The sequence below is a fragment of the Gordonia sp. KTR9 genome, assembly GCF_000143885.2.
Classification (GTDB): Bacteria; Actinomycetota; Actinomycetes; order Mycobacteriales; family Mycobacteriaceae; genus Gordonia.
Genome location: NC_018581.1, coordinates 3,514,912 through 3,540,583, shown reverse-complemented (window position 1 = coordinate 3,540,583; position 25,672 = coordinate 3,514,912). Strand labels below are relative to the sequence as shown.

The 25,672-nt window shown below is 68.2% G+C and carries 22 protein-coding genes, 1 pseudogene and 1 riboswitch; of the genes and pseudogenes, 11 read left to right on the top strand and 12 right to left on the bottom strand.

The window, feature by feature from the left end; genetic code table 11:
* Window positions 1-138: 138 nt before the first annotated feature.
* Entirely contained in the window at window positions 139-1,683 is a 1,545-nt protein-coding gene (locus tag KTR9_RS16610) for a leucyl aminopeptidase (RefSeq protein ID WP_010841134.1), read from the bottom strand.
* 182 nt (window positions 1,684-1,865) lie between these two features.
* On the opposite strand from KTR9_RS16610, the gene gcvT reads away from it, so the two are divergent.
* Both gcvT and KTR9_RS16600 read left to right on the top strand, forming a co-directional pair.
* On the top strand, window positions 1,866-2,984 hold the full coding sequence (gcvT, locus tag KTR9_RS16605; RefSeq protein WP_014927339.1) for a glycine cleavage system aminomethyltransferase GcvT: 1,119 nt from the start codon (window positions 1,866-1,868) through the stop codon (window positions 2,982-2,984).
* Window positions 2,985-3,074: 90 nt separating this feature from the next.
* A complete protein-coding gene (locus KTR9_RS16600) occupies window positions 3,075-4,181 on the top strand; it encodes a branched-chain amino acid aminotransferase (RefSeq protein ID WP_014927338.1) in 1,107 nt (368 codons plus the stop codon).
* 28 nt (window positions 4,182-4,209) lie between these two features.
* Here the strand turns inward: KTR9_RS16600 and KTR9_RS16595 are convergent, their stop codons facing one another.
* The 3 genes from KTR9_RS16595 to KTR9_RS16585 are packed head-to-tail and all read right to left on the bottom strand — an operon-like array spanning window position 4,210 to window position 7,592.
* The gene (locus KTR9_RS16595; RefSeq protein ID WP_014927337.1) at window positions 4,210-5,004 is read right to left on the bottom strand and encodes an adenosylcobinamide-GDP ribazoletransferase; all 795 of its coding nucleotides are present in this window, start codon (window positions 5,002-5,004) and stop codon (window positions 4,210-4,212) included.
* A gap of 17 nt (window positions 5,005-5,021) precedes the next feature.
* Window positions 5,022-6,899, bottom strand: a complete 1,878-nt coding sequence (gene cobT, locus KTR9_RS16590) for a nicotinate-nucleotide--dimethylbenzimidazole phosphoribosyltransferase (RefSeq protein ID WP_014927336.1) — start codon at window positions 6,897-6,899, stop codon at window positions 5,022-5,024.
* 3 nt (window positions 6,900-6,902) lie between these two features.
* Window positions 6,903-7,592 (bottom strand): DUF3043 domain-containing protein, encoded by a 690-nt coding sequence (locus KTR9_RS16585; protein ID WP_010841129.1) that lies wholly within the window; start codon window positions 7,590-7,592, stop codon window positions 6,903-6,905.
* Window positions 7,593-7,830: 238 nt separating this feature from the next.
* On the opposite strand from KTR9_RS16585, the gene KTR9_RS16580 reads away from it, so the two are divergent.
* The 4 genes from KTR9_RS16580 (at window position 7,831) to KTR9_RS16565 (ending at window position 11,119) form a co-directional block, all read left to right on the top strand.
* The gene (locus KTR9_RS16580; RefSeq protein ID WP_014927334.1) at window positions 7,831-8,928 is read left to right on the top strand and encodes a glycerate kinase family protein; all 1,098 of its coding nucleotides are present in this window, start codon (window positions 7,831-7,833) and stop codon (window positions 8,926-8,928) included.
* 215 nt (window positions 8,929-9,143) lie between these two features.
* A complete protein-coding gene (locus KTR9_RS16575) occupies window positions 9,144-9,503 on the top strand; it encodes a HesB/IscA family protein (protein WP_004022921.1) in 360 nt (119 codons plus the stop codon).
* A 180-nt stretch (window positions 9,504-9,683) separates the two neighbouring features.
* Window positions 9,684-10,661, top strand: coding sequence for a carbohydrate kinase family protein (locus tag KTR9_RS16570; RefSeq protein ID WP_014927333.1), 978 nt, complete (start codon window positions 9,684-9,686; stop codon window positions 10,659-10,661).
* Between the two features lie 67 nt (window positions 10,662-10,728).
* A riboswitch (guanidine-III (ykkC-III) riboswitch) is annotated at window positions 10,729-10,795 on the top strand.
* Window positions 10,796-10,804: 9 nt separating this feature from the next.
* Window positions 10,805-11,119, top strand: coding sequence for a DMT family transporter (locus tag KTR9_RS16565; protein WP_010841126.1), 315 nt, complete (start codon window positions 10,805-10,807; stop codon window positions 11,117-11,119).
* A gap of 20 nt (window positions 11,120-11,139) precedes the next feature.
* On the opposite strand, the pseudogene KTR9_RS16560 reads toward KTR9_RS16565, so the two are convergent.
* Window positions 11,140-12,121: pseudogene (locus KTR9_RS16560) on the bottom strand (2-hydroxyacid dehydrogenase).
* Between the two features lie 261 nt (window positions 12,122-12,382).
* Between KTR9_RS16560 and KTR9_RS16555 the strand changes: the two are divergent.
* Entirely contained in the window at window positions 12,383-13,264 is an 882-nt protein-coding gene (locus KTR9_RS16555) for an LLM class flavin-dependent oxidoreductase (protein WP_274518070.1), read from the top strand.
* 356 nt (window positions 13,265-13,620) lie between these two features.
* On the opposite strand, the gene asnB is transcribed toward KTR9_RS16555, so the two are convergent.
* Window positions 13,621-15,546, bottom strand: a complete 1,926-nt coding sequence (gene asnB, locus KTR9_RS16550; RefSeq protein ID WP_014927330.1) for an asparagine synthase (glutamine-hydrolyzing) — start codon at window positions 15,544-15,546, stop codon at window positions 13,621-13,623.
* 403 nt (window positions 15,547-15,949) lie between these two features.
* Between asnB and ctaC the strand changes: the two genes are divergently transcribed.
* Window positions 15,950-17,047: an aa3-type cytochrome oxidase subunit II gene (gene ctaC, locus KTR9_RS16545; RefSeq protein ID WP_044506928.1), complete on the top strand. Its 1,098-nt coding sequence runs from the start codon at window positions 15,950-15,952 to the stop codon at window positions 17,045-17,047.
* 2 nt (window positions 17,048-17,049) lie between these two features.
* Window positions 17,050-17,466 carry a cytochrome c oxidase subunit 4 gene (locus KTR9_RS16540; protein WP_010843621.1) on the top strand — a complete coding sequence of 139 codons (417 nt, stop codon included), beginning with the start codon at window positions 17,050-17,052 and terminating at the stop codon, window positions 17,464-17,466.
* 98 nt (window positions 17,467-17,564) lie between these two features.
* On the opposite strand, the gene KTR9_RS16535 is transcribed toward KTR9_RS16540, so the two are convergent.
* The 5 genes from KTR9_RS16535 to ctaE form a co-directional block, all read right to left on the bottom strand.
* Window positions 17,565-19,064 (bottom strand): bifunctional phosphatase PAP2/diacylglycerol kinase family protein, encoded by a 1,500-nt coding sequence (locus tag KTR9_RS16535; protein ID WP_014927328.1) that lies wholly within the window; start codon window positions 19,062-19,064, stop codon window positions 17,565-17,567.
* 149 nt (window positions 19,065-19,213) lie between these two features.
* Window positions 19,214-20,836, bottom strand: a complete 1,623-nt coding sequence (gene qcrB / locus KTR9_RS16530) for a cytochrome bc1 complex cytochrome b subunit (RefSeq protein WP_014927327.1) — start codon at window positions 20,834-20,836, stop codon at window positions 19,214-19,216.
* Window positions 20,833-21,990, bottom strand: coding sequence for a cytochrome bc1 complex Rieske iron-sulfur subunit (gene qcrA, locus KTR9_RS16525; RefSeq protein ID WP_010843624.1), 1,158 nt, complete (start codon window positions 21,988-21,990; stop codon window positions 20,833-20,835). The genes qcrB and qcrA overlap by 4 nt, the downstream gene beginning before the upstream one ends.
* Entirely contained in the window at window positions 21,987-22,883 is an 897-nt protein-coding gene (gene qcrC, locus KTR9_RS16520; protein ID WP_014927326.1) for a cytochrome bc1 complex diheme cytochrome c subunit, read from the bottom strand. The genes qcrA and qcrC overlap by 4 nt, the downstream gene beginning before the upstream one ends.
* 55 nt (window positions 22,884-22,938) lie before the next feature.
* Window positions 22,939-23,550 carry an aa3-type cytochrome oxidase subunit III gene (gene ctaE / locus KTR9_RS16515; protein WP_083888978.1) on the bottom strand — a complete coding sequence of 204 codons (612 nt, stop codon included), beginning with the start codon at window positions 23,548-23,550 and terminating at the stop codon, window positions 22,939-22,941.
* A gap of 153 nt (window positions 23,551-23,703) precedes the next feature.
* Between ctaE and KTR9_RS16510 the strand changes: the two genes are divergently transcribed.
* On the top strand, window positions 23,704-24,189 hold the full coding sequence (locus tag KTR9_RS16510; protein WP_044508022.1) for a hypothetical protein: 486 nt from the start codon (window positions 23,704-23,706) through the stop codon (window positions 24,187-24,189).
* A 97-nt stretch (window positions 24,190-24,286) separates the two neighbouring features.
* Window positions 24,287-25,357, top strand: coding sequence for an anthranilate phosphoribosyltransferase (gene trpD / locus KTR9_RS16505; RefSeq protein WP_014927323.1), 1,071 nt, complete (start codon window positions 24,287-24,289; stop codon window positions 25,355-25,357).
* Between the two features lie 7 nt (window positions 25,358-25,364).
* Here the strand turns inward: trpD and KTR9_RS16500 are convergent, their stop codons facing one another.
* The gene (locus tag KTR9_RS16500; RefSeq protein ID WP_014927322.1) at window positions 25,365-25,643 is read right to left on the bottom strand and encodes an Lrp/AsnC family transcriptional regulator; all 279 of its coding nucleotides are present in this window, start codon (window positions 25,641-25,643) and stop codon (window positions 25,365-25,367) included.
* Window positions 25,644-25,672 lie beyond the last annotated feature (29 nt).

Below are 25,672 nucleotides of genomic sequence, written 5' to 3'. Positions count from 1 at the left end.
CCGCGCAGATGAGTGGCGGATCAGCCGCTCATCCCCGCGGCCAACCCTACCCGTAGGGTGCGTCGCCGACTCGGTTCGGCTCGTACTCGTCGGTAACGATTCTCATCGGGCCGGTGCGCGGGTGCCGGTTGCTGTCGGTCAGCCGTTCGCGGCGATGTCCTCGAGCACCGCGGCGATGGTCCGGACGGGCACGCCCGTACCGCCTTTCGTGGTGTAGCCCCAGGCCCCGCCGGTGTTGAAGGCGGGTCCGGCGATGTCGATGTGGGCCCACTGCACGTCCTCCGGCACGAACTCCTTCAGGAAAATGCCGGCGGCGAGCATCCCGCCCCAGCGGTGCGGGGTCACGTTCGCCAGGTCCGCGACGCGGGACTTGAGGTCGGCGCGGAGTTCCGCGGGCAGCGGCATGGCCCAGGCGTTCTCGCCGACATCGGCCGACCGGGCCGCCACGCGGTCGCGGAACTCGTCGGTGCCCATCACGCCGGGAGTCCGGGTGCCGAGCGCCACCATCTGCGCGCCGGTCAGGGTCGCGGTGTCGATGAGGTAGTCGGGATCGTCCTCGCAGGCCCGCACGATGGCGTCGGCGAGGATCAGACGACCCTCGGCGTCGGTGTTGAGGACCTCGACGGTCCGTCCGCCGTACTGCGTCAGCACATCACCGGGCCGCTGCGCGGTCGACGACGGCATGTTCTCGGCCATCGGTACGGTCGCGGTGACCGTGACGTCGACGTCGAGGCGGGCGGCCAGGATGGTCGCGGCGATGACCGCGGCGGCGCCACCCATGTCGGAGGTCATGGCGTCCATGTTCGCGGCGGGCTTGATCGAGATGCCGCCGGTGTCGAAGGTGATGCCCTTGCCGACCAGCGCGACTTTCTTGGGCGACTTCTTGGCGGTGTGGGTCAGCCGGACCAGGCGCGGCAACCGGGAGGATCCCTTGCCGACACCGATGATCCCGCCGTAACCCTGGGCCTCGAGCTGTTTGTCGTCGAGGATCTCGACCTTGAGGCCGGCCTTGCTCCCGAGCGTGCGGGCACGGGCGGCGAACTCCTCGGGATAGAGGTGACTCGGCGGGGTGTTGACGAAGTCGCGGGCGATGGCGACGGAGTCGGCGACCGCGACGGCCCGCTCCAGGCCCGCCCTGGCCTCCTTGGACTTCGATTCGACGAGCAGCGTGATGCGTTGCGGCGGAGTCTTCTTCGGCTTCGACTTCGCCGAGCGGAACTCGTCGAACCGGTAGGCGCCGAGGAACAGGCCCTCGGCCGCGGCGGCCAGGTCGATCGCGGAGAGCGTGGTGGACACCGACTCGTGTCCGTCGAGTTCGCGGGCGACGATGCCCGCTGCCTGCCGGACCTGATCGGCGTCGTCGAGGTTGTCGGCGTCGCCGAGGCCCACGGCGACGACGACATCGACCGGCAACGAATCGGGAGCCGCGGTCCGGGTGACCTCACCGTGCGAGCCGGTGGCCCCGAGCGCGGTGAGGGCCGCGCTGATGGCGGCCGCCTGGGCGTCGTCGAGGATGCCGTCACCGATGGCCAGGGTCGGTTCGGCGGCGGGGCCGTCGGCGTCGTCGTCGGGGGACGACGTGCTGATCAGGCCGATGACCAGGGCGGAATCGTCCTTGCCGATCGAGGTGGACAGTTCGAGTTCGGGGCCGCGCGCGCGGTCGACGGTGTCGTTCTTGCTCACCCGCTCAACTCTGCCACAGCGCCGACGCGGCGGGGCTGCCACGAACCTCATCGGCCGGGACGCGCGGTCTCGGGGTGCATGCGTGGACAACGGTCGGCCGGTACCACCCGTGGCGTTCTGCGCCGCCGCCGGCGCGGATGGTCCGCGCCCGGCGGCACGGATCGCCCGATAGCGTGGACGCCATGAGTGAACTCCTCGCCGGGCCGATCGCCGACCGTCATGCCGCACTGGGGGCCACCTTCGCCGAGTTCGGTGGCTGGAACATGCCGGTGTCGTACTCGGGCACCGTCGCCGAGCACGCGGCGGTGAGGGAGAGCGTGGGCATCTTCGACGTCAGCCATCTCGGCAAGGCGCTGGTGTCCGGGGCGGGCGCGGCGGCGTTCGTCAACTCGACGCTCACCAACGACCTCGGCAAGATCGTCCCCGGCAAGGCTCAATACACGTTGTGCTGCAACGATTCCGGTGGTGTCGTCGATGACCTGATCGCCTATCTCGTCGGTGACGACGAGGTGTTCCTGGTGCCCAACGCGGCGAACACCGCGGCTGTCGTGGCCCAGCTGCAAGCCGTTGCGCCGGAGGGTATCTCGATCACCGACCGGCACCGCGACCTGGCCGTCCTGGCGGTACAGGGGCCGAGATCGCCCGACATCCTCACCGGGCTCGGGTTGCCGGCCGACATGGAGTACATGGCCTTTGCCGACGCCGATCTGGCGACGGCCGACGGTCCGGCTCGCGTGCGGGTCTGCCGGACCGGATACACCGGTGAGCGGGGGTACGAGATCGTGCCGCGATGGGACGACGCCGGTGCGGTCTTCGACGTCCTGCTGGAGGCGATCACCGCGGCCGGCGGGCTGCCCGCGGGACTGGGCGCCCGGGACACCCTGCGCACCGAGATGGGTTATGCCCTGCACGGACACGAGCTCGGTCCGGACATCTCGCCGGTACAGGCGCGTTCGAGCTGGGCGGTCGGCTGGGACAAGCCGTCGTTCTTCGGCCGCGATGCGCTGCTGGCCGAGAAAGAGGCCGGTCCGTCGCGTCGTCTGTACGGGCTGAGGGCGACCGGGCGCGGGGTGCCGCGGGCCGGGTGCGCGGTTCGTCTCGCGGGCGACACCCAGAGCGGGGGGCAGATAGGGACCTGTACGTCGGGCACCTTCTCGCCCACGCTGAAACAGGGCATCGCGCTCGCGCTGCTGGACACGGCGTCGGGTGTGCGCAAGGGCGACGAGGTCGTGGTCGACGTTCGCGGCCGCGACCTCGCGTGTGAGGTCGTGATCCCGCCGTTCGTGCCGTCGCACGTGTGACCTGCGGCCACTGGCACGAGGCCACGCCGGGGTCCGGGGGTGACCCACCGGGCACGGAATTGCTTTTGTGGCCGGCGGTACGATGGCGCCATGACCTTGGAGTTCAACCGTACCGAGCACCCGCACCCGGTGTCTGAGGGCCGGCGCGCGGAGATCTTGTCCGCCCCGGGATTCGGGCGCCACTTCACCGACAACATGGTGATGATCGACTACGACGCCGAGGTGGGTTGGCACAGTGCCACGGTGAAGCCGTACGGTCCGATCGCGCTGGACCCCGCCGCCACGGTCCTGCACTACGGCCAAGAGGTGTTCGAGGGGCTCAAGGCCTATCGGCAGCCGGACGGTTCGATCGCCGCGTTCCGGCCGGAGGCCAACGCGGCACGGCTGCAGCGCAGTGCCGAACGACTCGCGATGCCGGCGCTGCCGGTCGAGGATTTCATCGGCTCGCTCAAGGCTCTGCTGGACGCGGACAACGAGTGGGTGCCCGCCGCCGGCGGCGAGGAGTCGCTGTACCTGCGTCCGTTCATGTTCGCCTCGCAGGCGAGCCTGGGCGTGAATGCCCCGTCGACGAGCTACATCTATTCGGTCATCGCCTCACCGGCGGGCGCCTACTTCGCCGGCGGCATCAAGCCGGTGAGCGTCTGGCTCTCCACCGAGTACGTCCGCGCGGCGCCGGGCGGCACCGGATTCGCCAAGTGCGGAGGCAACTACGCCGCGGCGTTCCTCGCGCAGCGGCAGGCGACCGAGCAGGGTTGCGACCAGGTCGTGTGGCTCGACGCGATCGAACGCCGCTTCATCGAGGAGATGGGCGGCATGAATCTGTTCTTCGTGTTCGGTTCGGGCGCCGACGCCCGACTGGTGACCCCCGAACTGTCGGGGTCACTGCTGCCGGGGATCACCCGTTCGTCGCTGCTCACGCTGGCCACCGACGCCGGCTTCGAGGTCGAGGAACGCAAGATCACCACCGAGGAGTTGCGCAAGGGCGTGGCGTCGGGCGACATCACCGAGGTGTTCGCCTGTGGCACCGCCGCGGTCATCACCCCGGTCGGTCGGGTCAAGGGTGAGAACGAGGACTACACCATCAACAACGGCGAGACCGGCGAGGTGACGCAGGCATTGCGTGACACCCTGACCGGCATCCAGCGGGGGACGTTCGCCGACACCCACGGCTGGATGACGGAGCTCTACCGCAGCTGACCGTTCGCGTGACGGGTCCCGTGGCGGGTCAGAGCAACAGCCCGACGACGGCGAGCGCGACCCCGACTTCGATGGTCGCGCCCAGTACGTCACCGGTGATCCCGCCCATCCGGCGCGCACAATGCCGGGTGAACCACCAGGCGAACGCGGCGACACCGAGCACGATCGCGATTCCTCGGACGACGGCGGCCACCTCGAGGTGGCCGCCGTCGAATCCGTTGGCGGACAGTCCGAGTGGGATGGCCGCTACGAGCGCGAGAACCAGCCACACGGCGACGGAGAGATGTTGTGTGCCCGCGACCAGGGCGCCGAAACCGTTGGGGTGGGCAGGTTTCAGCGACCTCCGGGTGCCGATGACGGCGCCGATCCGGCCGAGGCCGACGGCGAAAGCCAGGCCGTACCACTGTGACTCGTCGACGAGTGCGGCGAAGCCGGTCGACTGCACCGCGAGTACCAGGACCAGGGTGGCCACCCCGAAGGGGCCGACGGTGCCGCTGCGCATCACCTCGGTGACCCGATCGGGTGGCCCGTAACACCCCAGTCCGTCGGCGGTGTCGGCGAGCCCGTCGAGGTGCATGCCCCGGGTGGCCGCGGCGAGCAGGACGACGACGAGCACGCCGATCAGCAAGGTCGGGAGTCCGGTGTGGGCGAGCCCGAAGGCCACGGACGCCGACGCGGCACCCAGCAGCGCGCCCACCACCGGGACCGACGCCATCACCGCCGCACCCAGCGACCGATCGGGCGCGTCCGACGCGTGTCCGCCGACGGGCACCACCGTCAACCAGCTGACGGCCGTACGGAACGCCCGGGTCGGCGGAATCATGGCGGATCCGTTCGGCGTCAGGATGTCTCGGCGTCGTCTGTGGTGTCCCCGGCCCGGGCGCTCTTGTCGGACACGCCGGCTTCGTCGAAGGTGGCCATCGAGACGAGCAGATCGGCGGCCGACTGCACGATCGGCAACGCCAGAACGGCGCCGCTGCCCTCACCGAGCCGCATCGACAGATCGAGAACCGGGACCAGATCGAGGTGCTCGAGCGCGATCTGATGGGCGGGTTCGACCGACCGGTGCCCGGCGATCCACCAGCGCATCGCCCCCGGCGCGAACTCGTTGGCGACCATGGCCGCGGCCGTGATCACCACGCCGTCGAGGATGACCGGCGTCCGGCGTAGGGCCGCTTGTGCGAGGAATCCGACGGTGGCGGCCAGGTCGGCTCCGCCGACGGCGGCCAGCAAGGCGAGCGGGTCGTGGATCACCTTGCGCGCGCGGCGCATACCGTCACGGATCGCGGCTGTCTTGCGCATCCATCCGGCGTCGTCGACACCGGTTCCCCGACCGACGATCTCGACCGGTTCGCGCCGGGTCAGCGCGCCGATGAGGACCGTCGCCGGGGTGGTGTTGCCGATGCCCATCTCACCGGCGATCAGCAGATCGGTACCCGAGTCGATCAGGTCGTCGGCGATCGCGCGCCCGGCGGCCAGGGCCTCGCGAGCCTCCGCGAGAGTGATCGCGTCGGTGGTTCGGAGGTCGTCGCTGCTGCGACGGACCTTGTACCGCGACAGTTCGGGTGCGGTGTCGGCGTCGACGGACATGTCGACGACCTTGACCGCCGCGCCGACGCGTCCTGCCATGACGTTCACCGCGGCACCGCCCGCGGAGATGTTGGCGACCATCTGCGCGGTCACCTCGGGCGGGAACGCCGACACTCCGCCGCGGGCGACGCCGTGGTCGCCGGCGAAGACGACGACGGTGGGGGAGGTGAGGGGTGCGGGCGGGCACTGGCCCTGGCATGCGGCGATCCAGACGCCGATCTCCTCGACGCGACCGAGCGATCCCGGCGGCTTGGTGAGCGTCGCCTGTCGGTTGCGGGCGTCCTGGGCGACCAGCTCGTCCGGCGGCCTGACGGGCGCGAACACCTCGGCATCGGTGGGGTCCGGCCGGGGACGCTCGGAGAGCCCCACGCCCGCAACGGGTTCGGGCGCCGTGGCAACGGCCGCGGCGACCGGGTCCGACGGTGCCGGGGCGGGCTCGCCGCGGTCCGGTGTCGTCGCGACCGGCGCCGGGGTGTCCGCGCTGTCGGTCGTGTCCTTCTCGGTCGTCTCCGTCTCGGTGGTGTCCCGGCCCGGCGCCTCGACGCCCGCCGCCGGGGCGTCCGGTGTGCTGGTCGTCGCAGGCCGCGGTTCGGCCGGGAGATGGAGAACCCGGCCGGCGACGACGAGATCGACGCGCTCGCACACCTGCGCCACCCGGACGTTGAGGGTGCCGAGCAGGTCCTGGAAGACCCGTCCGGCGGGGGTGGGGGGAACGAGCGAGAGCCCGGCTTCGGGGCTGATGAGCACCACGTCGGCGGTCATGGCGGCCAGGGCGTCGCAGAGGTCGTCGATCGGGCCGTCGAGGTCGATCTCCGAACCCGAGGTCCAGCCGTGCACGGCGTCGATCTGCGCGGTGAGCCAGTTACCCAGATCGTCGACCAGGGCCGGGATGTCGGGCGCGGCGCGCAGAGCGTGTCCGAGGTCGGTCGTCTCGATCGTCGTGTACCGGTCGTCGCGGCGTTCGCGATGTAACCGAACGCGGTCCATCCAGTCCCCGTCGGAGGACGTCAGCGGGCCGGTGGCGAGGTAGCGGATCTGCCGGTGGTCGCCGAGGAGCGACTCGCCGTGCGCGGACTTACCCGAGCGCACGCCTCCCAGGACGAGGGTGCGCACTGCGCGATCGGTCATCGATCAGACTTCGTCGCCCGGCGAGACCATCGGTTTGGGGGCGCGCATCTTGCGCAGCTGCATCGCGCGGGTGAAGGCGTACCAGCCCAGCTTGAAGCCCCCGTCGCTGGACTCGGGGAAACGTTCGGCGACGCGCCGGTTGACCATGCGGCCGAGGATCACACCGTCGATGGCCATCAGCACGACGAAGGCGACCAGGATCAGGTTCGTCAATGCGGCGGCCTGCGGGACCAGGAACATCAGCACGATCAGCAGGATCGCGAACGGCATGAACAGCCCGGCGAAGTTGCGTCGCGCGTCGACGATGTCGCGGGTGTAGCGCCGCGAGGCGCCCTTGTCGCGCGGCATGAGGTAGGCCTCGTCGCCGGACATCATCCGTTCCCGCTGCTGGAGCCGCTTCTCGCGTCGCTCGGCGGAGAGTGCGCGCTTCTCCTCCTTGGAGAGCGACGACTTGAGTTCCTTCTTACGGGCGCGAGCCTCGGAGCGGTTCGTCGGCGGCGGCGCGACCGGGCCGCGACGCCGGTTCTCGGCCTGGCGACGAGACGGCGTCGGGCGTCCCTTGCCCGGGGTGTACTTGCTGCCCTTGGCGGAGGGCGCGACGTCGGTGCCGGACTCGTCGTCGGCGGTGTAGGTGGAGACCGAGCTGTCGCCGGAATCCGCCTGGGTGTCGTCCTTCTTCCATGGCAGCTTCACGCCTGTAGAGCCTAGGTGATCGGTGTTGCGAGACAAACGCGTGGTCGTCGCTTTTGGGTGGTCGTCTCCCGCAGCCGGGGAGACGGCGGGGCATCCGGGGTCTCGGCGTCGTCCCGTGGGACCCGCCCGGCTCCGCCGAGCGCTGCCGGGTTCTGTCCGCCTACCTATACTCCGTGCTCATGACCGGAAATGATGCGACGCGCGGTGCTACGACGACGGAGTTGGCGACGGGATCCCGGTGCGCATCCTGATCGCGCCGGACTCGTTCGGCGACACCATGTCCGCGGTGGTCGCCGCGCGTGCGATCGCCCGGGGGTGGGGTGCCGCACGGCCGGATGACGAACTCGTCGTGGCCCCGCAGTCGGACGGCGGCCCCGGATTCGTCGACGTCCTGGCGTCGCGGTTCGGGACCGTGATCAGCGAATCGGTGACCGGGCCGCTCGGTGCGGGGGTCACTGCCCGGTGGCTTCTCGACGAACCCTCGACCACCCCCGATGAACCCTCGACCGCCTACATCGAGTGCGCGCAGGCCTGCGGTCTGCACCAGCTCGGTGGCACGCCGACGCCGCGAACCGCGGTGGCGGCCGGCACCCACGGTGTCGGTGAGCTCGTCGCGGCGGCGCTGGCTCGTGGGGCGGGCCGGATCGTGATCGGACTCGGTGGCAGTGCCTCCACCGACGGCGGTGTGGGCCTGGTCGAAGCCCTCGGGGGCGGCGATCGCGCCCGTGAACGACTTTGTGGCCTGGAGCTGATCGTGGCGTCCGACGTGGAGAACCCACTCCTGGGGCCGCTGGGCGCAGCAGCCGTGTTCGGTCCGCAGAAGGGTGCCGACCCGGACACCGTCGCCCTCCTCGAGAGGCGACTCGACGACTGGTCGCGCACCCTGGGTGCGCTCGCCGGCCGGGACCTCGCCGACGAGCCGGGCGCCGGTGCCGCGGGTGGCCTCGGTGCTGCGCTCCTCGCTCTCGGCGCTACTCGCGTGTCCGGTGCCACCGTGGTCGCCGAGGCGACCGGCCTGGCCGCCGAGGTCGCCGCGGCCGACATCGTCGTCACCGGGGAGGGGAAGTTCGACTCGCAGACGCTGCAGGGGAAGGTCGTCTCCGCGCTGCATTCGGCAGCCTCGTCGCTCGGCGCCCGTGGTGCCGGTGCCGCGACGATCGTCCTCGCGGGGCAGGTCGCCCTGGGTGCCGACGAGATCGCCGCGGCCGGTGTCGCGGCCGCGCACGCGATCGTCGACGTCGCCGGTTCGGTCGAGGTCGCGATGGCCGACGCGGAGAACCAGCTCGCCGCACTCGCCGAATCGGTGGCGTCGGACCTCGGGGACGCGCGCGGCTGACCTCGCGCTCCTGCGAGACCAGCACACGGCGCGGACCTTGCGGAAACGCCCGTCCGACTGGACGGGAATACCACGGGGAGGAGTACGGTTGTACGCACGGGCACAACCGGTCGACCTCCCGGCGAGCGGGGTGAATCCCGAACGACGTGCGGGGCGCAACCCACCACGGCATCGGGCCACATTGCACCGGGACCACACCACTTACAGGAGCATCCATGACCGTGCAGAACGAAACGAGCACAGCCACGAGCACCGGCGTCGTCCTCAGCGACGCTGCCGCGTCCAAGGCCAAGGCGCTGCTCGACCAAGAGGGCCGCGACGACCTCGCGCTGCGTATCGCCGTACAGCCGGGTGGTTGCGCGGGGCTGCGCTACCAGCTCTTCTTCGACGATCGCACCCTCGACGGTGACATCACCACCGACTTCGGCGGGGTCACCCTTGCCGTCGACCGGATGAGCGCCCCCTACGTCCAGGGAGCCACCATCGACTTCGTCGACACCATCGAGAAGCAGGGCTTCACGATCGACAACCCGAACGCCACCGGCAGTTGCGCCTGCGGCGACTCGTTCAACTGACGCGACGACTCGCGTCAGAGGCTTTCCGGCACCGGCCGCATCCCATGGGGGTGCGGCCGTTGTCGTGTGCCGGGTGGTGAGTAGCGTGGACACCTGTCTGTGTAGTCGTCATCACCTGCCTGGGTCACCACCTGCTGGGCACCATCCATCGGGCAACCACATGAAGGGCTGAGATCTCCAGTGGCAATCGTTGTGTGCGGATCCATCGCGACCGATCATCTGATGAAGTTCCCGGGCAAGTTCTCCGAGCAGTTGCTCGGCGATCACCTCGAACACATCTCCCTCAGTTTTCTGGTGGAGGATCTCGTCGTCCGGCGCGGCGGTGTGGGAGCCAACATCAGCTACGCCATGGGTCAGCTCGGAGGCACGCCGGTACTCGTCGGCGCGGTCGGCTCCGATTTCCACGACTACCGTCAGTGGCTCGAATCCAACGGCGTCGACTGTCGCGGCGTCCGGGTGTCGGAGACCCACCACACCGCCCGCTTCATGTGCACCACCGACGAGACGATGGCCCAGCTCGCGACCTTCTACGCCGGCGCCATGAGCGAGAGCAAGGACATCGATCTCTCGTCGGTCTTCGCGGAGGTGGGTTCGCCCGATCTGGTTCTGATCGGTGCGGACGATCCGGCCGGGATGATCCGCCACACCGAGGAATGCCGGACTGCCGGCATCCCCTTCGCCGCCGACCCGTCGCAGCAGCTGGCAAGGCTCGACGGCGAGCAGGTGCGCACGTTGATCGACGGCGCCACCTACCTGTTCACCAACGAGTACGAGTGGGGTCTCCTGCGCCAGAAGGCCGGACTGTCCGAAGCACAGGTCGCCGAGATGGTCGGCGTCCGCGTCACGACGCTCGGCAAGGACGGCGTCGAGATCGTCGACCGCGACGGCACACGCATCCACGTGCCTGTGGTGCCGGAGACGGAGAAGGTCGATCCGACCGGTGTCGGCGACGGTTTCCGCGCCGGGTTCCTGTCTGCGCTGTCCAAGGGACTCGGCTTCGAGCGGGCCGCGCAGGTCGGGTCGATGGTCGCGGTGCTCGTGCTCGAAACCGTCTCGACGCAGGACTGGGCCTGGGATTCGAACTCGGCCCTCGCTCGGATCGAAGGCGCATATGGCGCCGAGGCCGCTGCGGAGATCAGCGCGGCGTTCGCCGGCTGAGCCCGGTCCGCCGGGGGGTGGTGACCGGTCTGACGTTGCCACTCCCGGCCCGGCGTGAGACGTTGGAGATGAGCCCCGATCGAGGGCTCCCGGACGAGGGGTGCTGTACCCGGTGCGCGACAAGACGGCCCGGAGGAGGCGTCATGTCGTGGCTGATCCTGGTCGTGTCCGGTGTCCTGGAAGCCGTCTGGGCAACCGCACTGGGCAAGTCGGAGGGTTTCAGCAAGCTGGGTCCGACCGCCGTGTTCGTCGCGGCGCTGGTCGCCAGCATGGCCGGCCTGGCGTACGCGATGCGCGACCTGCCGGTCGGGACCGCCTACGCGGTGTGGGTCGGCATCGGTGCGGTGCTGACCGTCGTCTATGCCATGGCCACCGGTGAGCAAGCCGTGTCAGCGCTCAAGGTGTTCTTCCTGCTGATGATCGTGGGCGGAGTCGTCGGTCTCAAGCTCGCGCACTGAAGCCCTTGTTGCGCATCACATCACACAACTCGGTGAAGTGGTTCGCGGCCGTACCCGATTTCCACGGCGTTCAGGGCGCAGATCCGGGCCATCTCGGATCGGACGGCGATAGTCGCGCTACCCACGTGCGGAAGCAGGACGGTGTTCGGTGCGGCTGCCAGGCCTGGCGCCAGCGCTGGTTCGTTCTCATAGACATCCACACCGGCACCGGATATCACTCCGTCGTTCAGCGCGGTCACCAGTGCCGTCTCGTCGACGACGGGCCCGCGCGCGGTGTTGATCAGAATCGCTGAGGTCTTCATTGCCGATAGAACTGTCGAGTCGACCAGATGGTGCGTGCTCTCCGACAGTGGGACATGGAGTGACAAGAAGTCCGACTCCGCCACCAGTGTCGGCCAATCGACGTGCTGGACGACGCCGGCGAACTCACCGAGCTCGTCGTCGGTAACCACGCGGTCGCCGGGTGGGCGGGGGCAGAACAGAACGGACATACCGAATCCCAAGGCTCGGCGCGCGGTTGCCCGAGCGATTCTCCCGAATCCCGCCAGGCCCAATGTGCGTCCTGAAAAATCAACTCCCAGAAGAAGTTCGGGTTTCCATCCGTCGAATTTTCCCGCGCGCACGAACGCGTCGGCCTCGATCACCCGACGCGCGGTCGACAGCATCAGAAGCAGTGCAACATCCGCGGTCGCGTCGGTCAGCACGCCGGGCGTGTTGGCCACGACGATCGAATGACGCCGTGCCGCGTCCACATCGATGTTGTCGTAACCCACCGCGTAGTTCGACACTCCACGGATCGGCGACGCTTCGAGGAGCTCCTCGTCGAACCGATCGCCGAGCTGTGAGACGACGACGTTCGAATTCTCCCGACGTCGTGAGCTCGGTCAAGTCTCGGTGAACGGGTGGAGTTTCGAGGACGGTGACGCGCAGATTCTCGCGCAGGATGCCCATCCCTGGCTCGGGTATGGGGGTGGTGACGAGGACAGACGGCGTGGCAGGCATGAGTTCCTCTGATCAGTCGAGTCGGCAGCGATTGCGCCATCCTGGCCGGGTCGGCAGGCGGGCTACCTGGACGAGACCCGGGCAATCGCTGCGCTGGCTGTGATGGTCATGCTGTCGCCCGTGTTCCGGGCGTCGGGGTTCGATCTCAGGCGGTGCTGGGAGAGTCTGAGAGTCGCGTACCTCTAATCCTCATGATAAACCAGACCGTCAGCGTCGACGGCCCATGATCCAGTCGACACATGAGACGAGGGGCGCCGGCTACTGACAGTTGAGGTCATGCAGATCGTCCAGGCACTGTGGGGCAGCTGGGGATACGAGGCCGGGGAACCTGACCAGTCCGGCGTTTTCGCGGATTCGGCTCATGTGAAGGCCGTCAATCTACAGGGGCAGCACGTCGGTTCGCGGGGGCCGCTGCCGATCCCGCCGTCGGAACAGGGTCAGCCTGTAATATTCCAGGCCGGCGGTTCTGGCTACGGACTGCAGGTGGCGGGGATGTACGCCGACGTCGTGGTCGGAATGCCTCTGACGATCGAGGACAGTCGCGCCCAGCGCGAGATGACCCGTCGGGCGGCCGTCGAGGCCGGTCGTGACGCGGACGATGTCAAGTTCGTGGCCTTCGCCAGCTTCTCCCTGGGAGAATCCGTCCGCGAAGCCCTCGACCGGCGTCGGGCGCTCGATGACAAGGTCGACGCGAGTGAGCGGGTGGCCCTTCTGGGCGCACTCCTCGGGCTCGATCTGGATCCGACGAGATCCGATGACCCACTCACCAGCCGGCAACTGTCGGCGGCACGACCGCACCCGATGGACCCCCGGTCGTCCGATGCTCTCGATCTCGCGAAGAACGGATGGTCACCACGGGACATGATCGCCCGCGGTCTCGTCGATCCCTATCCCGGTTCGGTGGGCACCGCAGCAGACGCAGCAGACCTCCTGCAGGAGTGGTTCGAGGCCGGTGCCGTCGACGGGTTCATCGTGACGGTCGACAGCCTCCACGATGGTCTCGCACCGTTCGTCGACGATGTAGTACCGGTCTTGCGCGATCGGGGACTGTTTCCCGCCGAAGCGCGGCCGACCATGCGTGAGAACCTCGGACTCCCTGCCCTGTACGGACTGGACAGTCGCCTGGCGCGGCACAAGGGGTGACCGAACGAGTCATGGCCTCGGCGACAACGTAGCGGGAAGTGGGCTCGATGCGGTACGTGCGCGCGAGGCCCGGACCTCGCCCGTGTTCTCCTCGTTCCGCCGACCGTCCGGTCACCAACGTCGAATCGAGTTGTTGACAACCGATTTCGTCGGTTGCTGCCGACTGGATGACAGCACTGACGGTGAAATGAGGGCGCGGACGGATCTCGTCGGCGGACCGGGCCCGACCGGCCCGATGCGGGCGAACCGCCAGCCCGCGAGACCGGGGCGTCGAGGCCGCCGCGCGCATCCGCGATCTGGGTATGTGGTTTCGGTGCAGCTGCGAGACCGGGACGAGCTGTCGGCGCAGGGTGGTGCTAGACGCGCACCGGGTAGGTGTGGTCGATGATCTCCGGAACGATGGTGCCCTCGACGAAGATGCCGTGCCAGACCATGAACATCAGGACAGTCCAGAGACGACGGCTGTTGTCCACCACGCCTTCTCGGTGCTCGTTGAGCATCGCGATCACCGCGTCCTTGGCGAAGATGTGATCGGTCTGCGAGTGCGTGATGGTGTCGTGCGCCCAGTCGAACATCTCCGTCCCGGCCAGCCAGTGCCGGATCGGCACCGGGAAGCCGAGCTTCTTGCGGTGGAGGACGTGCGCCGGGACGATCTGCTCCAGCGCCTTGCGCAACGCGTATTTCGTGGTGCCGTGCGAGATCTTCTGGTCGTGGGGGAGACCTTCGGCGATCGCGAAGACCTCCGGATCGAGGAACGGCACGCGCAACTCGAGCGAGTTGGCCATCGTGATCTTGTCCGCCTTGACCAGGATGTCGCCACGCAGCCAGGTGAACAGATCCAGATGCTGCATGCGCGCCACCGGATCCCATCCCTCACTCATCGCGTAAATCGGGGCGGTGACGTCGGTGTGGGTCCACTCCGGACGGTAATCGCGGAGCACCGCGCGAAGCCGCGCGTCGTCGAAGCTGCGGGCGTTGCCGTAGTACCGCTCCTCGAGCGTGAGTGACCCGCGGTGCAGCAGGCTCTTACCGCGGGTTCCCTCGGGGATGCGGTCGGAGATCTTGCCGGCCGCCCGGCGCAGGGGTCGGGGCAACCGGTCGAAGGCCGCGAGCGACAGCGGTTCCTTGTAGATCGTGTACCCGCCGAAGAGCTCGTCGGCGCCCTCACCGGACAGCACGACCTTCACATGCTTACGGGCCTCGGCCGCCACGAAGTAGAGCGGGACGAGTGCGGGATCGGCGACCGGGTCGTCGAGGTACCAGACGATCGAGGGGATCGCCTCGATGAACTCCGACGGCCCGACGACCTTCACGACATGCCGCGCGCCGATCGCCTCCGCGGACTCGGCCGCGACGTCGACCTCCGAGTAGCCCTCGCGCTCGAAGCCGGTGGTGAAGGTGATGAGGTCCGGGTTGTGCCGGATCGCTAGCGCGGCGATGGCTGTCGAGTCGATGCCGCCGGACAGGAACGACCCGACTGTGACGTCGGCCCGCATGTGCTTGGCGACGGAGTCGGCGAGCACGTCGGCGATCTCGTCGTAGCGCTTCTGCCGGGTGGCGTCGGTGACGGGTCGGACACCGAACTGGGGAGTGAAGTACCGCCGGATCGACAGGGGACTGCCCGGCGTCGCGGTGGCGTGACAGCCCGACTCCAGTCGCCGGATCGAGGCATGGATGGTCTCGGGCTCCGGGACGTACTGCAGCACCGTGTAGTGCTCGATCGCGCGGGGATCGAGCTCCGACGACAATCCGACGCGCTCGATCAGTTCGAGCAGGCTCTTCTTCTCGCTGCCGAAGATCAGCCCGCCGGGACCGGACGCCACGAACAGGGGCTTGATGCCGAACGGGTCACGCGCGAGGAACAGCGACCGGTTCTCGGTGTCCCAGATCGCGAACGCGAACATCCCGCGCAGCCGCCGGACCGCGTCGGGTCCCCAGTGATGGAAGGCGGCGACGATCGCCTCGCTGTCGCCCTCGGTGCGGAACAGCGCGCCCTCGTCCCTGGCGAGTTCCGCACGGATCTCGAGGTAGTTGTAGATCTCGCCGTTGAACACGAGCGCGTACCGATCCGGATTCTCGGGCGGACCCCAGCGGAGTGGCTGATGCGAGTGTTCGATGTCGATGATCGAAAGGCGGTTGAACCCGAACACGATGTCGTCGTCGTGCCAGGTGCCGGGTTCGTCGGGTCCGCGATGCCGCATGCAGTGCGAGGCCACCGCCACCGGTTCGACGACCTCGGCGGCCGTTCCGTCGGATGTCAGCAGGCCGAGCAGACCACACACGTCTCGTTCTCTCCGTTCAGTTGCCGGTCCACAGCAGGTTCTCCACCCCGCGCCGGATCGCGTCCGAGTATGCCTGAAGCACACGGTGGAGCGCCGACGTGGCGGGGTGGGGCGAGTGCGCGGCCGGGCCGTCGTTCGCGCGTCGCCGACAGCGGTGCGGGATGGATTCCGAGAGGACACGACCGGATCGCGCCCCGATTCCGTCACCGTCCCCGGGTTGGTCTACGCTGCGTAGTACTAGGTGCAAGAATTGCTGTGTGTTGACGGCAAGACCTTGCCCCGTGCAGGTCATGTGGCATGCACTCACCTCGGCGCAAGGGCGCCGGTGAGCGAGCAGGAAGGCGTGAAATTGGCACACGGTGGACGGCCCCGAGCGAGGCGTGTCTCATCAGCGTCGCGGACGATGAAGCGACTGGGATTCGTCGCCACTCTCGGCCTCGGCGCACTGCTGATGTCGGGTTGCGACGCCAGTGAGGCGATGCGTTTCGGTTGGCCCGAGGGCGTCACGCCCGATGGCAAAGAGATGGTCGACCTGTGGACCTGGTCGGTCATCGCGGCGCTGGTCATGGGCATCCTGGTGTGGGCGCTGATCTTCTGGACGATCACGTTCCACCGTGCGAACGACGCGAAGAAGGGCGTGTTCCCGCGCCAGACCGCGTACAACGTGCCGCTGGAGCTCACCTACACGGCGATCCCGTTCGTGATCATCGCCGTGCTCTTCTACTTCACGGTCATCGTGCAGAACAACGTCGAGAGCAAGAACGACGACTCGAAGGTCGTCGTCGACGTGACCGCATTCCAGTGGAACTGGAAGTTCGGTTACAACCAGGTCGAGTTCTCCGACGGCACCACCTACAACGGCTTCGAGCAGAACGGCAACCCGTTCGAGGTCCAGGCCCAGACCGGTAGCGGTGCCGAGACCGAGCACGCCGGCAGCGACGAGGGTGGGGAGCACGGCGAGCTTCCCGGTCCGGCCGGCGGTCGTGACGACGACATCCGCGACTACCTCAAGTTCGACAAGATCGAGACGGTCGGCTCGTCGTCGGAGATCCCCGTGCTGGTGCTCCCGACCGGCAAGCGCATCGAGTTCAACATCGCCTCGGCCGACGTCATCCACTCGTTCTGGGTGCCGGAGTTCCTGTTCAAGCGCGACGTCTTCCCGTTCCCGGAGCAGAACGCGACCGACCCGGTCTTCCAGATCAAGTCGATCGACCGGACCGGAGCCTTCGTCGGCCGCTGTGCGGAGATGTGCGGCACGTACCACTCGATGATGAACTTCGAGGTCCGCGCGGTGTCCCCGGAGGACTTCGACAGCTACATCCGTTTCCGTGAGTCGAACCCCGGTGCCACCAACGCGGAAGCGCTCGCCGCGATCTGCCAGGCGCCCGAAGCGGTGACCACGGTGCCGTTCGACACCCGCCGCGCCACCGACGGCAGCGTCGGCGCGACCGGTGACCGGGACAACCCGACCCTCGCCAACTGCACCAAGAAAGTGAGCTGACGATGAAGATCGAGGCACGCCTCTTCGAGATGCTGACCGCCTTCTTCTTTCTGACGGGCGTCGCGTACACCCTGTTCACCGCTTTCACCAGCAAGGGCATCGAGTGGGTCGGCGTCGTCGGCCTGTTCTTCGCGGCGGGCCTGACGCTCATCGCCGGCACGTTCTTCAGGTTCGTCGCGCGGCGCGTCGAGATCCGCCCGGAGGACTACGAAGATGCCGAGATCGAGGACGGTGCAGGCGAGCTGGGCTTCTTCAGCCCGCACTCCTGGTGGCCGATCCTGATCGCGCTCGGCGCCTCGACCTTCGCGGTCGGCTTCGCCACCGGCAACTTCTGGCTGGCGATCTTCGCCGCGGTGGTGATCATGGGTACGGCGGCGGGACTCGTCTTCGAGTACCACGTCGGCCCCGAGAAGCACTGAGCCCACGCGCACCGCGCGATCACGAACCGAGACGAAGCGCCCCACCGGTGATCCGGTGGGGCGCTTCGGTGTCCTGCAGTCGGGGCGTGTCGCTCGGGTCAGGACCGCCGGCGGGCGGCGGGCCGGAACACCTTGAGGGCGCGATAGTCCACGCGGAAGTCGGCGTGGGAGTACGAATCCTCGACCTCCCCGTCGTGCGAGACCGCGACGGGACCGTCTACCGCGGTGAACCGGAACTCGGGCACCTGCATCTCGTGGTAGAGACGTGAGCGTTCGAGGCGTCCGACGGCCAGCGAGCCGAGCAGCCGCAGGGTCGCCCAGCGATGGCTGGTCTCGAGGATGCGCACGTCGAGGAGTCCGTCGTCGAGCCGGACACGGCGGGACGGCAGGAATCCGGTGGGCTGATAGATCGAGTTGCCGACGAGGAAGAGCGACGCGTCGAGCACACGGCCTTCCACCTCGATGCGCACATGGGGATCTTTGCGGAGGACGTGCAACACCGCGGCAGCGGTCGCGAGCGGACGGCTGATCCGCCGCTGCAGACGCCGGCGTACCCGGACGAAATCGGGGTGAGCGCCGATGCTCGCGGTGTTGAGGATCAGTCGGGAATCATTGAGCCACATAGCGTCGACCCGGGACGCCGACCCCGCGCGGATGGCCTCGATGGTGGCGTCCACCGTCCCGCACCCGATGTCGCGGGCGAAGTGGTTGAAGGTGCCGGCGGGGAAGACGGCGAGGGGGATGTCGGCGGCGAGTGCCGGCCCGGCCGCGCACGCCGCGGTACCGTCGCCACCGGCCACCCCGAGGATCGTCGCGCGGGTCGCGACTTCGGCGAAAACGGCTGCCATGTCGTCGGTCTCGTCGAGCTCGACGATCTCGGCGGCCGGTAGCCGGCCGCGGATCGTCTCGACGACACGTCGCCCGCGGCCATCCGCGGAACCCGGATTGACGACGACGACCAGACCTGCCCCGTCCGGGTTGCGGTCCACGTCGACGACGGACGGGGCGGCCAGGGACAGCGACGGCTCGGTGATGGGCGGAATGACGCGCGCGCCGATGGTCGCGATCGCGGCCCCGATGCCGAGCCCGGCGACCACGTCACCGGGGTAGTGGGCTCCGGTCGCCACGCGGGACAACCCGACGAGCCCCGCCAGGGCGGACAGCAGCAGGCCCGCCGGCGGATTCTCCACGCCCACCCCGACCGCGAACGCCGCAGCGCTGGCCGAGTGACCCGAGGGCAGCGAGTTCGACGTCGGACGCCGACTGCCCTGTCGTGGCACCGGAATGAGGCCGTGGGCGGGGCGTGACCGTCGGCGCACACGCTTGGCGCCCTGATTGGTCACCAGGCTCGTCACGGCGAGCGAGACCATCCCACGTGCGGCTCCGCGCTGCAGCGACGGACGCCCGGACACGGCCAGACCGGCGGCGACGGCCATCCACAGTTTGGAATGGTCGGCGGCGCGCGTGAGTGCCGGCATCGTCACGTCGAGCAGGGGGCTCGGGGAGCGGGCGATCGAATCGTAGATCTCGGCGTCGAGAGTGCCCATCCCGCGGGTGATCTGGGACAGACCGGAACTTCGGGGAGGTAGCCGGTGCATGGGGTCCACCGTGCCACATCGACGACCTGTCGCCGACCGTGACGTGGGGGAGGGGAGTGCAACGTCCCGGAAACGCACCGCGGGCCGTCGAGCACTCGATGGTGCTCGACGGCCCGCGGTGGGTCGTGCGTGGAATTTCTCGCGCGTGGCTACTCGCCGAAGGGGTAGCCGCCCTTGGCCTGCAGCTCGCGGAGAGCCTTGCGTTCGCCCGCCTCGATCTCGTGCTCGAGTTCGACGTTGCGCAGCTGCTCCTCCGGCGGATCGGCCGTCAGGATCGAACCGGTACCCGGCGCGCCCGCGGAACCCAGCTTGTTCATCCGCTTGGGCAGAGCCGCACCCTCGTAGGGGAGCGGGATCGGGTGACCGTGGCTGTCGACCGGGCCGAGGGGCTGGTGGACCTCGATGTACTCACCCTGCGGGAGCCGCTTGATGATGCCGGTCTCGATGCCGTGTGCGAGGACCTCGCGGTCGCTGCGCTGCAACGAGAGTGCCCAGCGGTACGCGATGAAGTACACCAGCGGCGGCAGGATGATCAAGCCGATGCGTCCGATCCAGGTCGTCGCGTTGAGCGAGATGTGGAACTTGAACGCGATGATGTCGTTCATACATGCGATCGTCAGCAGGATGTAGAACGAGACCGCCATGGCACCGATCGCGGTCCGCACCGGTGCGTCACGCGGACGCTGCAGCAGGTTGTGGTGCGCATCGTCGCCGGTGAGCTTCTTCTCGATCCACGGGTAGGCGAACATCAGGCCGAAGATGATCGTCATGATCAGCACGACCCAGTTCGACATCGGCACCGTGTAGTTGCCCAGGTAGAGCTCCCATGCCGGGAACAGACGTATCAGGCCGTCGGTCCACATCATGTAGATGTCGGGCTGGGAGCCCGCGGACACCTGCGCCGGGTTGTACGGACCGATGTTCCAGACCGGGTTGATCTGGAAGATGCCCGACATGACGGCGAGCACGCCGGTGACGAAGGCGAACATCGCGCCGGCCTTGGCGGCGAACACCGGCATGATCCGGACGCCGACCACGTTCTTCTCGGTGCGGCCGGGGCCGGGGAACTGCGTGTGCTTCTGGTACCAGACCAGCGCGAGGTGCGCGCCGATCAGCGCCAGGATGATGCCCGGGAAGAGCAGGATGTGCAGCACGTACAGGCGCGGGATGATGATCACGCCGGGGAAGTCGCCGCCGAACAGCGCCCAGTGGATCCAGGTGCCGACCACCGGGATACCGAGGACGATGCCGCTCATCGCGGCGCGGACGCCGGTACCCGAGAGCAGGTCGTCGGGGAGCGAGTAGCCGAAGAAGCCCTCGAACATCGCCAGGATCAGCAGGAGGCAGCCGATGATCCAGTTGGCCTCACGCGGACGGCGGAACGCACCGGTGAAGAAGATGCGCAGCATGTGGATGATGATCGACGCCGCGAACAGCAGTGCTGCCCAGTGATGGATCTGACGGACGAACAGACCGCCGCGCACCTCGAACGAGATGTTCAGCGTGGTCTCGTACGCCTTGGTCATCATCACGCCGTTGAGCGGCTGGTAGGCGCCGTCGTAGACGACGCGGGTCATCGACGGATCGAAGAACAGCGACAGGTAGACGCCGGAGACCAGCAGGATGATGAAGCTGTACAGCGCGATCTCACCCAGCATGAACGACCAGTGGGTGGGGAACACCTTGTTGATCTGGCGACGCATGCCCGCGGCCAGGTGATATCGCGAGTCGACTTCTTCGGCTTGAGTGCCGAGGCGTTCGGCGATGCTCATGACTTACGCTCCCAGAATGCCGGTCCGACGGGCTCGATGAAGTCGCCTGCAGCAACGAGGTAACCCTCATTGTTCACCGTGATCGGCAGCTGTGCCAGGGCACGGGCGGCCGGTCCGAAGATGGGCTTGGCGTACTCGAGTGCGTCGAACTGCGACTGATGGCAGGGACACAGGATGCGGTTGCTCCGCTGCTCGTAGAGCGATGCGGGGCATCCGAGGTGGCTGCACACCTTGGTGTAGGCGAAGTAGTCACCGTAGTTGAAGCTCTCCTGCCCCTTGCGCTTCACAGCGCGGGCAGCGTCCTCGGGACGCAGACGGATGAGCATGACGGGATTTCGGACCTGGTGCAGGCCCTCCTCCAACAGGTGGCGGGAGTGTTCGGACTCGCCGAAACCGTCCGAACGACGCCACGGGAACACGGTTTCCATGCCGCCGGCGTCGAGATCTTCCGGCCGGACCAGGGCGACCTGGAACGGATTACCGGTGTCGCGCCGCAGGTAGATGGTCTCGTTGGGTGCTTCCGGCGGGTTGTAGATCGGCGACCAGCCCGAGTGCCACAGCGGCGAGTCGGGACCCTCGGCCCACGGGTTCTTGATGAATCCGCCGAGGAAGGCGACGAGTCCGGTGACGGCGAAGGCGCCGAGACCGAAACCGGCCGAGCCGATGATCATCTTGCGACGACCCAGGGTCGAGGTGGTGCCGGTGTCCTGCAGGAGCCCGACGATCGTCTTCTTGTCGACCTCTGTCGATCCACCGTCGTGACGGTCCTGGACCGAGATCTCGGCGGGGATGAACTTCTTGGTGATGAGGATCATCGCGACGCCGATGGCGAACACCGAGAGGCCGAACGTCACGCCCAGGAGGGGCGTGTTGAAGGTGTACCACCAGTAGTTCGGGTCATCGGGGAGGGCGAACTCCCAGTGGTTGAACAGGAAGATGCCGAGGCAGGCGAGTGCGGAGACACCGGCGATGGTGAACCAGATGGCCACTTGACGCTCGGCGCGCTTCTCGACCTTGGTCCCGGGCACCGTGTAGCGCTCGGACCGGTGGATGATCTCGACGCCGTCGAGATTGGTGCCGAGTTTGACGAGCTCGTCGGTGCTCATCTGGTCGAGTTCGTCCCGCGACGGGACATCCTTGTCGTTCGCGCTCATGCTCGAGATCCCATCCACATGGCGCCCGCGACGATGGCGATGACGCCGACGAACCACATGACCATGCCTTCACTGACCGGACCGAAACCGCCGAGTCCGAGTCCGCCGCTGGGCTTTGCCTCGGTCGCGTACTTGACGTAGGCGATCACGTCCTTCTTCTCTTCCGGATCAAGCTGGCGGTTCGAGAACTTGGGCATGTTCTGCGGACCGGTCAGCATCGCGGTGTAGATCTGTGCCTCGTTGACGCCGTCGAGGTTCGGTGCGAACTTGCCCGAGGACAGCGCTCCGCCGCGACCGGTGAAGTTGTGGCACGACGCGCAGTTCAACCGGAACAGTTCGCTGCCCCGACCGATGCTCTCGCCGCGCAGGGACTCCTGCGCGACCGTTCCGTCGGCGTTGCGCGGAACCTGCGGTCCGCCGCCCTCGGCCTGGATGTAGGCGCCGAGCTGATCGATCTGCTCGGTCGTGAACTTCGCGGGCTTGCGCTGGGCCTGGGCCTCGCCGCGCGCCGCGGGCATACGGCCGGTCGACACCTGGAAGTAGACGGCGGCGTCACCGACCCCGAGCAGTGCGGGACCGCGGTCCGGCACACCCTGGAGGTTGGCGCCGTGGCAGGTGATGCACGAGGTCTCGTAGAGCTTGCGACCGTCGTCGATCATCGCGGCGTTGCTCTGGTCGGCGACCGCGACCTGGGGGTCGGGGGTCAGGACCGAGGCGAGGACGCCTGCCATGACGAGACCGGCCAGCAACACGATGGTGCCGGTGGCGCGCCGACGGAGCTTGCGTCGTGTCTTGGCGCGGCGGCCGGCGTCGCGTGCAGAGGAGCGTCGGGCCGAGGCATCGGGTCCGACCTCGGTGCCGCTATCCGACGGACGCGGTGGAGATGAACTCATCTGTGACTCTCTACTAAGCGGGACGGGCTGTTCTTCTAATGCGAGGTCGCCGGTGTCATCGGATGAAGTAGATCGTGACGAAGAGTCCGATCCACACGATGTCGACGAAGTGCCAGTAGTAAGAGACAACGATTGCGGCGGTTGCCTGCGCCGGAGTGAACTTCGACAGCTTGGTCCGGATGAGCAGATAGACGAACGCGATCAGACCGCCGATGACGTGGAGGCCGTGGAAGCCGGTCGTCATGTAGAAGACCGAACCGTACGCGTCCGACGACAGGGTCGTGCCGTGCTCGACCAGGTGGTAGTACTCGTACGCCTGGCCGCAGACGAAGAACGTGCCCATCGCCAAGGTGATGACGTACCAGCGGCGCAGGCCGAAGACGTCGCCGCGCTCGGCGGCGAAGACACCCATCTGGCAAGTCACCGAGGAGAGGATCAGCACCGTCGTCACCGGGATGGCGAGGGCGAGATTCAGCTCGGTCGGCGGCGGCGGCCAGCCGACCGCCGAGTTGGCACGGGCGACGAAATACATCGCGAAGAGGCCAGCGAAGAACATGAGCTCACTGGACAGCCACACGATCGTGCCGACGCTGACCATGTTGGGCCGGTTCAGCGAGTGCACGCGCGAGGTGATGGCTGTTCCTGAGGTACCTACAGCGCTTGTCACATGTGAAGTATGACGGTTCGTAGTAAGCGGTGGCCACCCGGGTCGGAAATTGCCCCCGGGTAATTCTCCCGCCGCAGGTCCGAGCCCCTATCGGGCGGCCGTCGGCGTGTCCGATGAGCGCGTACTGCGGGCCCGCCTCGCTACCGTGTGTTCATGTCGAATTCGGCGCCATCCGGCCCCCGCGATCTCAACGGCCGGGTGGTCGAGCAGGGCCGCCTGGCGCGGCTCCGTTCGCGGCTGCGTCCGCGGTCCGAGGCGGGGCCGCTGACGCTGGACGAACGGGTGGAGGTGGTCGCCCGGTCCGACGACGACGCGATCGCGAGTTCGGTCGCACTCGACGCCTCGTCGTGGCGCGCGGCCGAGGAGGTCATCCTCCGTCACCACGTCGAGGTGCCGCCCGCCCGGCGCGCCGACGCGGCGGCGGTGGCCGCGCTCGACGGTTACGAGTCCGTCGACGACGACCGCTGGGGGCCGAGTCCGCCGGCACTCGAGGACGGGTTCGTGGTCCTGGTCCTGGCGCGGGTCCAGTTGCTCGACGCGATGCATCTGTCGCAGGAACGATCCCGCATGGCCAGCCTCGGCTCGCGACACGGCGGATTCGCCCGCGAGTGGGCCGTCCTCCAGCGTCCGCCGGGCTGAACAGGAACCGGTGGTGTGTCTGGAGAATCAGGCGACTGGTCTCCGGCGTTCGACACCGGCCACCTGATTCCGAGACACACCACTAGGCTCTGTCCTCGTGAGCACCACACAGTCCGACTTCAGCTGGCCGCAGATCCTCGGCAAGATCATCGATCGCCTCGACCTCAGCACCGACGAGGCCGCCTGGGCGATGAACGAGATCATGACCGACAGCGCGACCGGAGCTCAGATCGCCGCCTTCGGCGTCGGCGTGAAGATGAAGGGGGCGGCACCGGCCGAACTCCTCGGACTGTCGCGCGCGATGCTCGAGCACGCGACGCTCGTGGACGTCAGCCGTCCGGCGGTCGACGTGGTCGGTACCGGCGGCGACCGGTCGCACACGGTCAACATCTCGACGATGACGGCGATCGTGATCGCGGCCGCGGGTGTCGCGGTGGTGAAGCACGGCAACCGCGCGGCGTCGTCGAAGAGCGGTGGTGCCGATGTGCTCGAGGCGCTGGGCGTGAACATCTCCCTCGACGCAGCGGCGGTGGCGCGGTGCGTCGACGAGCTCGGGATCGGGTTCTGTTTCGCGCCGGTGTTCCATCCCGCGTTCCGGTTCACCGGCCCGCCGCGCAAGGAGATCGGCATCCCGACCGTCTTCAACGTGCTGGGGCCGCTGACCAACCCGGCGACGCCGTCGCGTGGGCTGATCGGTTGCGCGTTCGCCGACCTCGCCCCGGTGCTGGCGCGGGCCTTCGCCGAACGCGGCGGATCCGCTCTCGTGGTCCGCGGCGACGACGGACTCGACGAGCTGACGACCACCACGACGTCGACGGTGTGGCAGGTCGTCGCCGGTCAGGTGAACGAGCTGACCGTCGATCCCACCGATCTGGGGATCGCCCGAGTGGAGTTGTCGTCCCTGCAGGGCGGCGATGCCACGGTCAACGCCGCGATCGCCCGCGAACTGCTGGCTGGGACCACGGGACCGGTCCGCGACGCGGTGCTGCTCAACTCGGCCGGCGCCATCGTCGCGTTCGAACAGGAGGCGCCGATGAGTTCGGCGGAACTGACCGACGCGCTCGGGGAGGCACAGGGCCGCGCCGCCGAGGCCATCGACGACGGCTCCGCCGCGGACCTGCTGCGGCGGTGGGCCGAGCTCAGCCGGCAGCTCGCCGCACCCGCCTGAGGGTGCGTCAGCTCTCGCCGATGGAGAATCCGCCCTCGACGTCGGAGCTGGAGTAGCTGCGGAAGGCGATGTGTGTCGCGCTCTTGAGCACGCCCGGTAGGCGGTTGATCTTGCCGGTGACGACCGTCGCGATCTGTTCGTGGTCGCGGACCCGGATCTTCGCGATCAGATCGACGTCGCCCGCGCAGGAGTACACCTCTTCGACCCCGGGGATGTCGGCGACGGCCTGCGCCGTCTCCGGGATGCGGTGGATGTCGGCCTGGATGAGGACGATGGCAGTGATCATGGCGCAAGCCTAGTGGTGCTCCCCAGGAC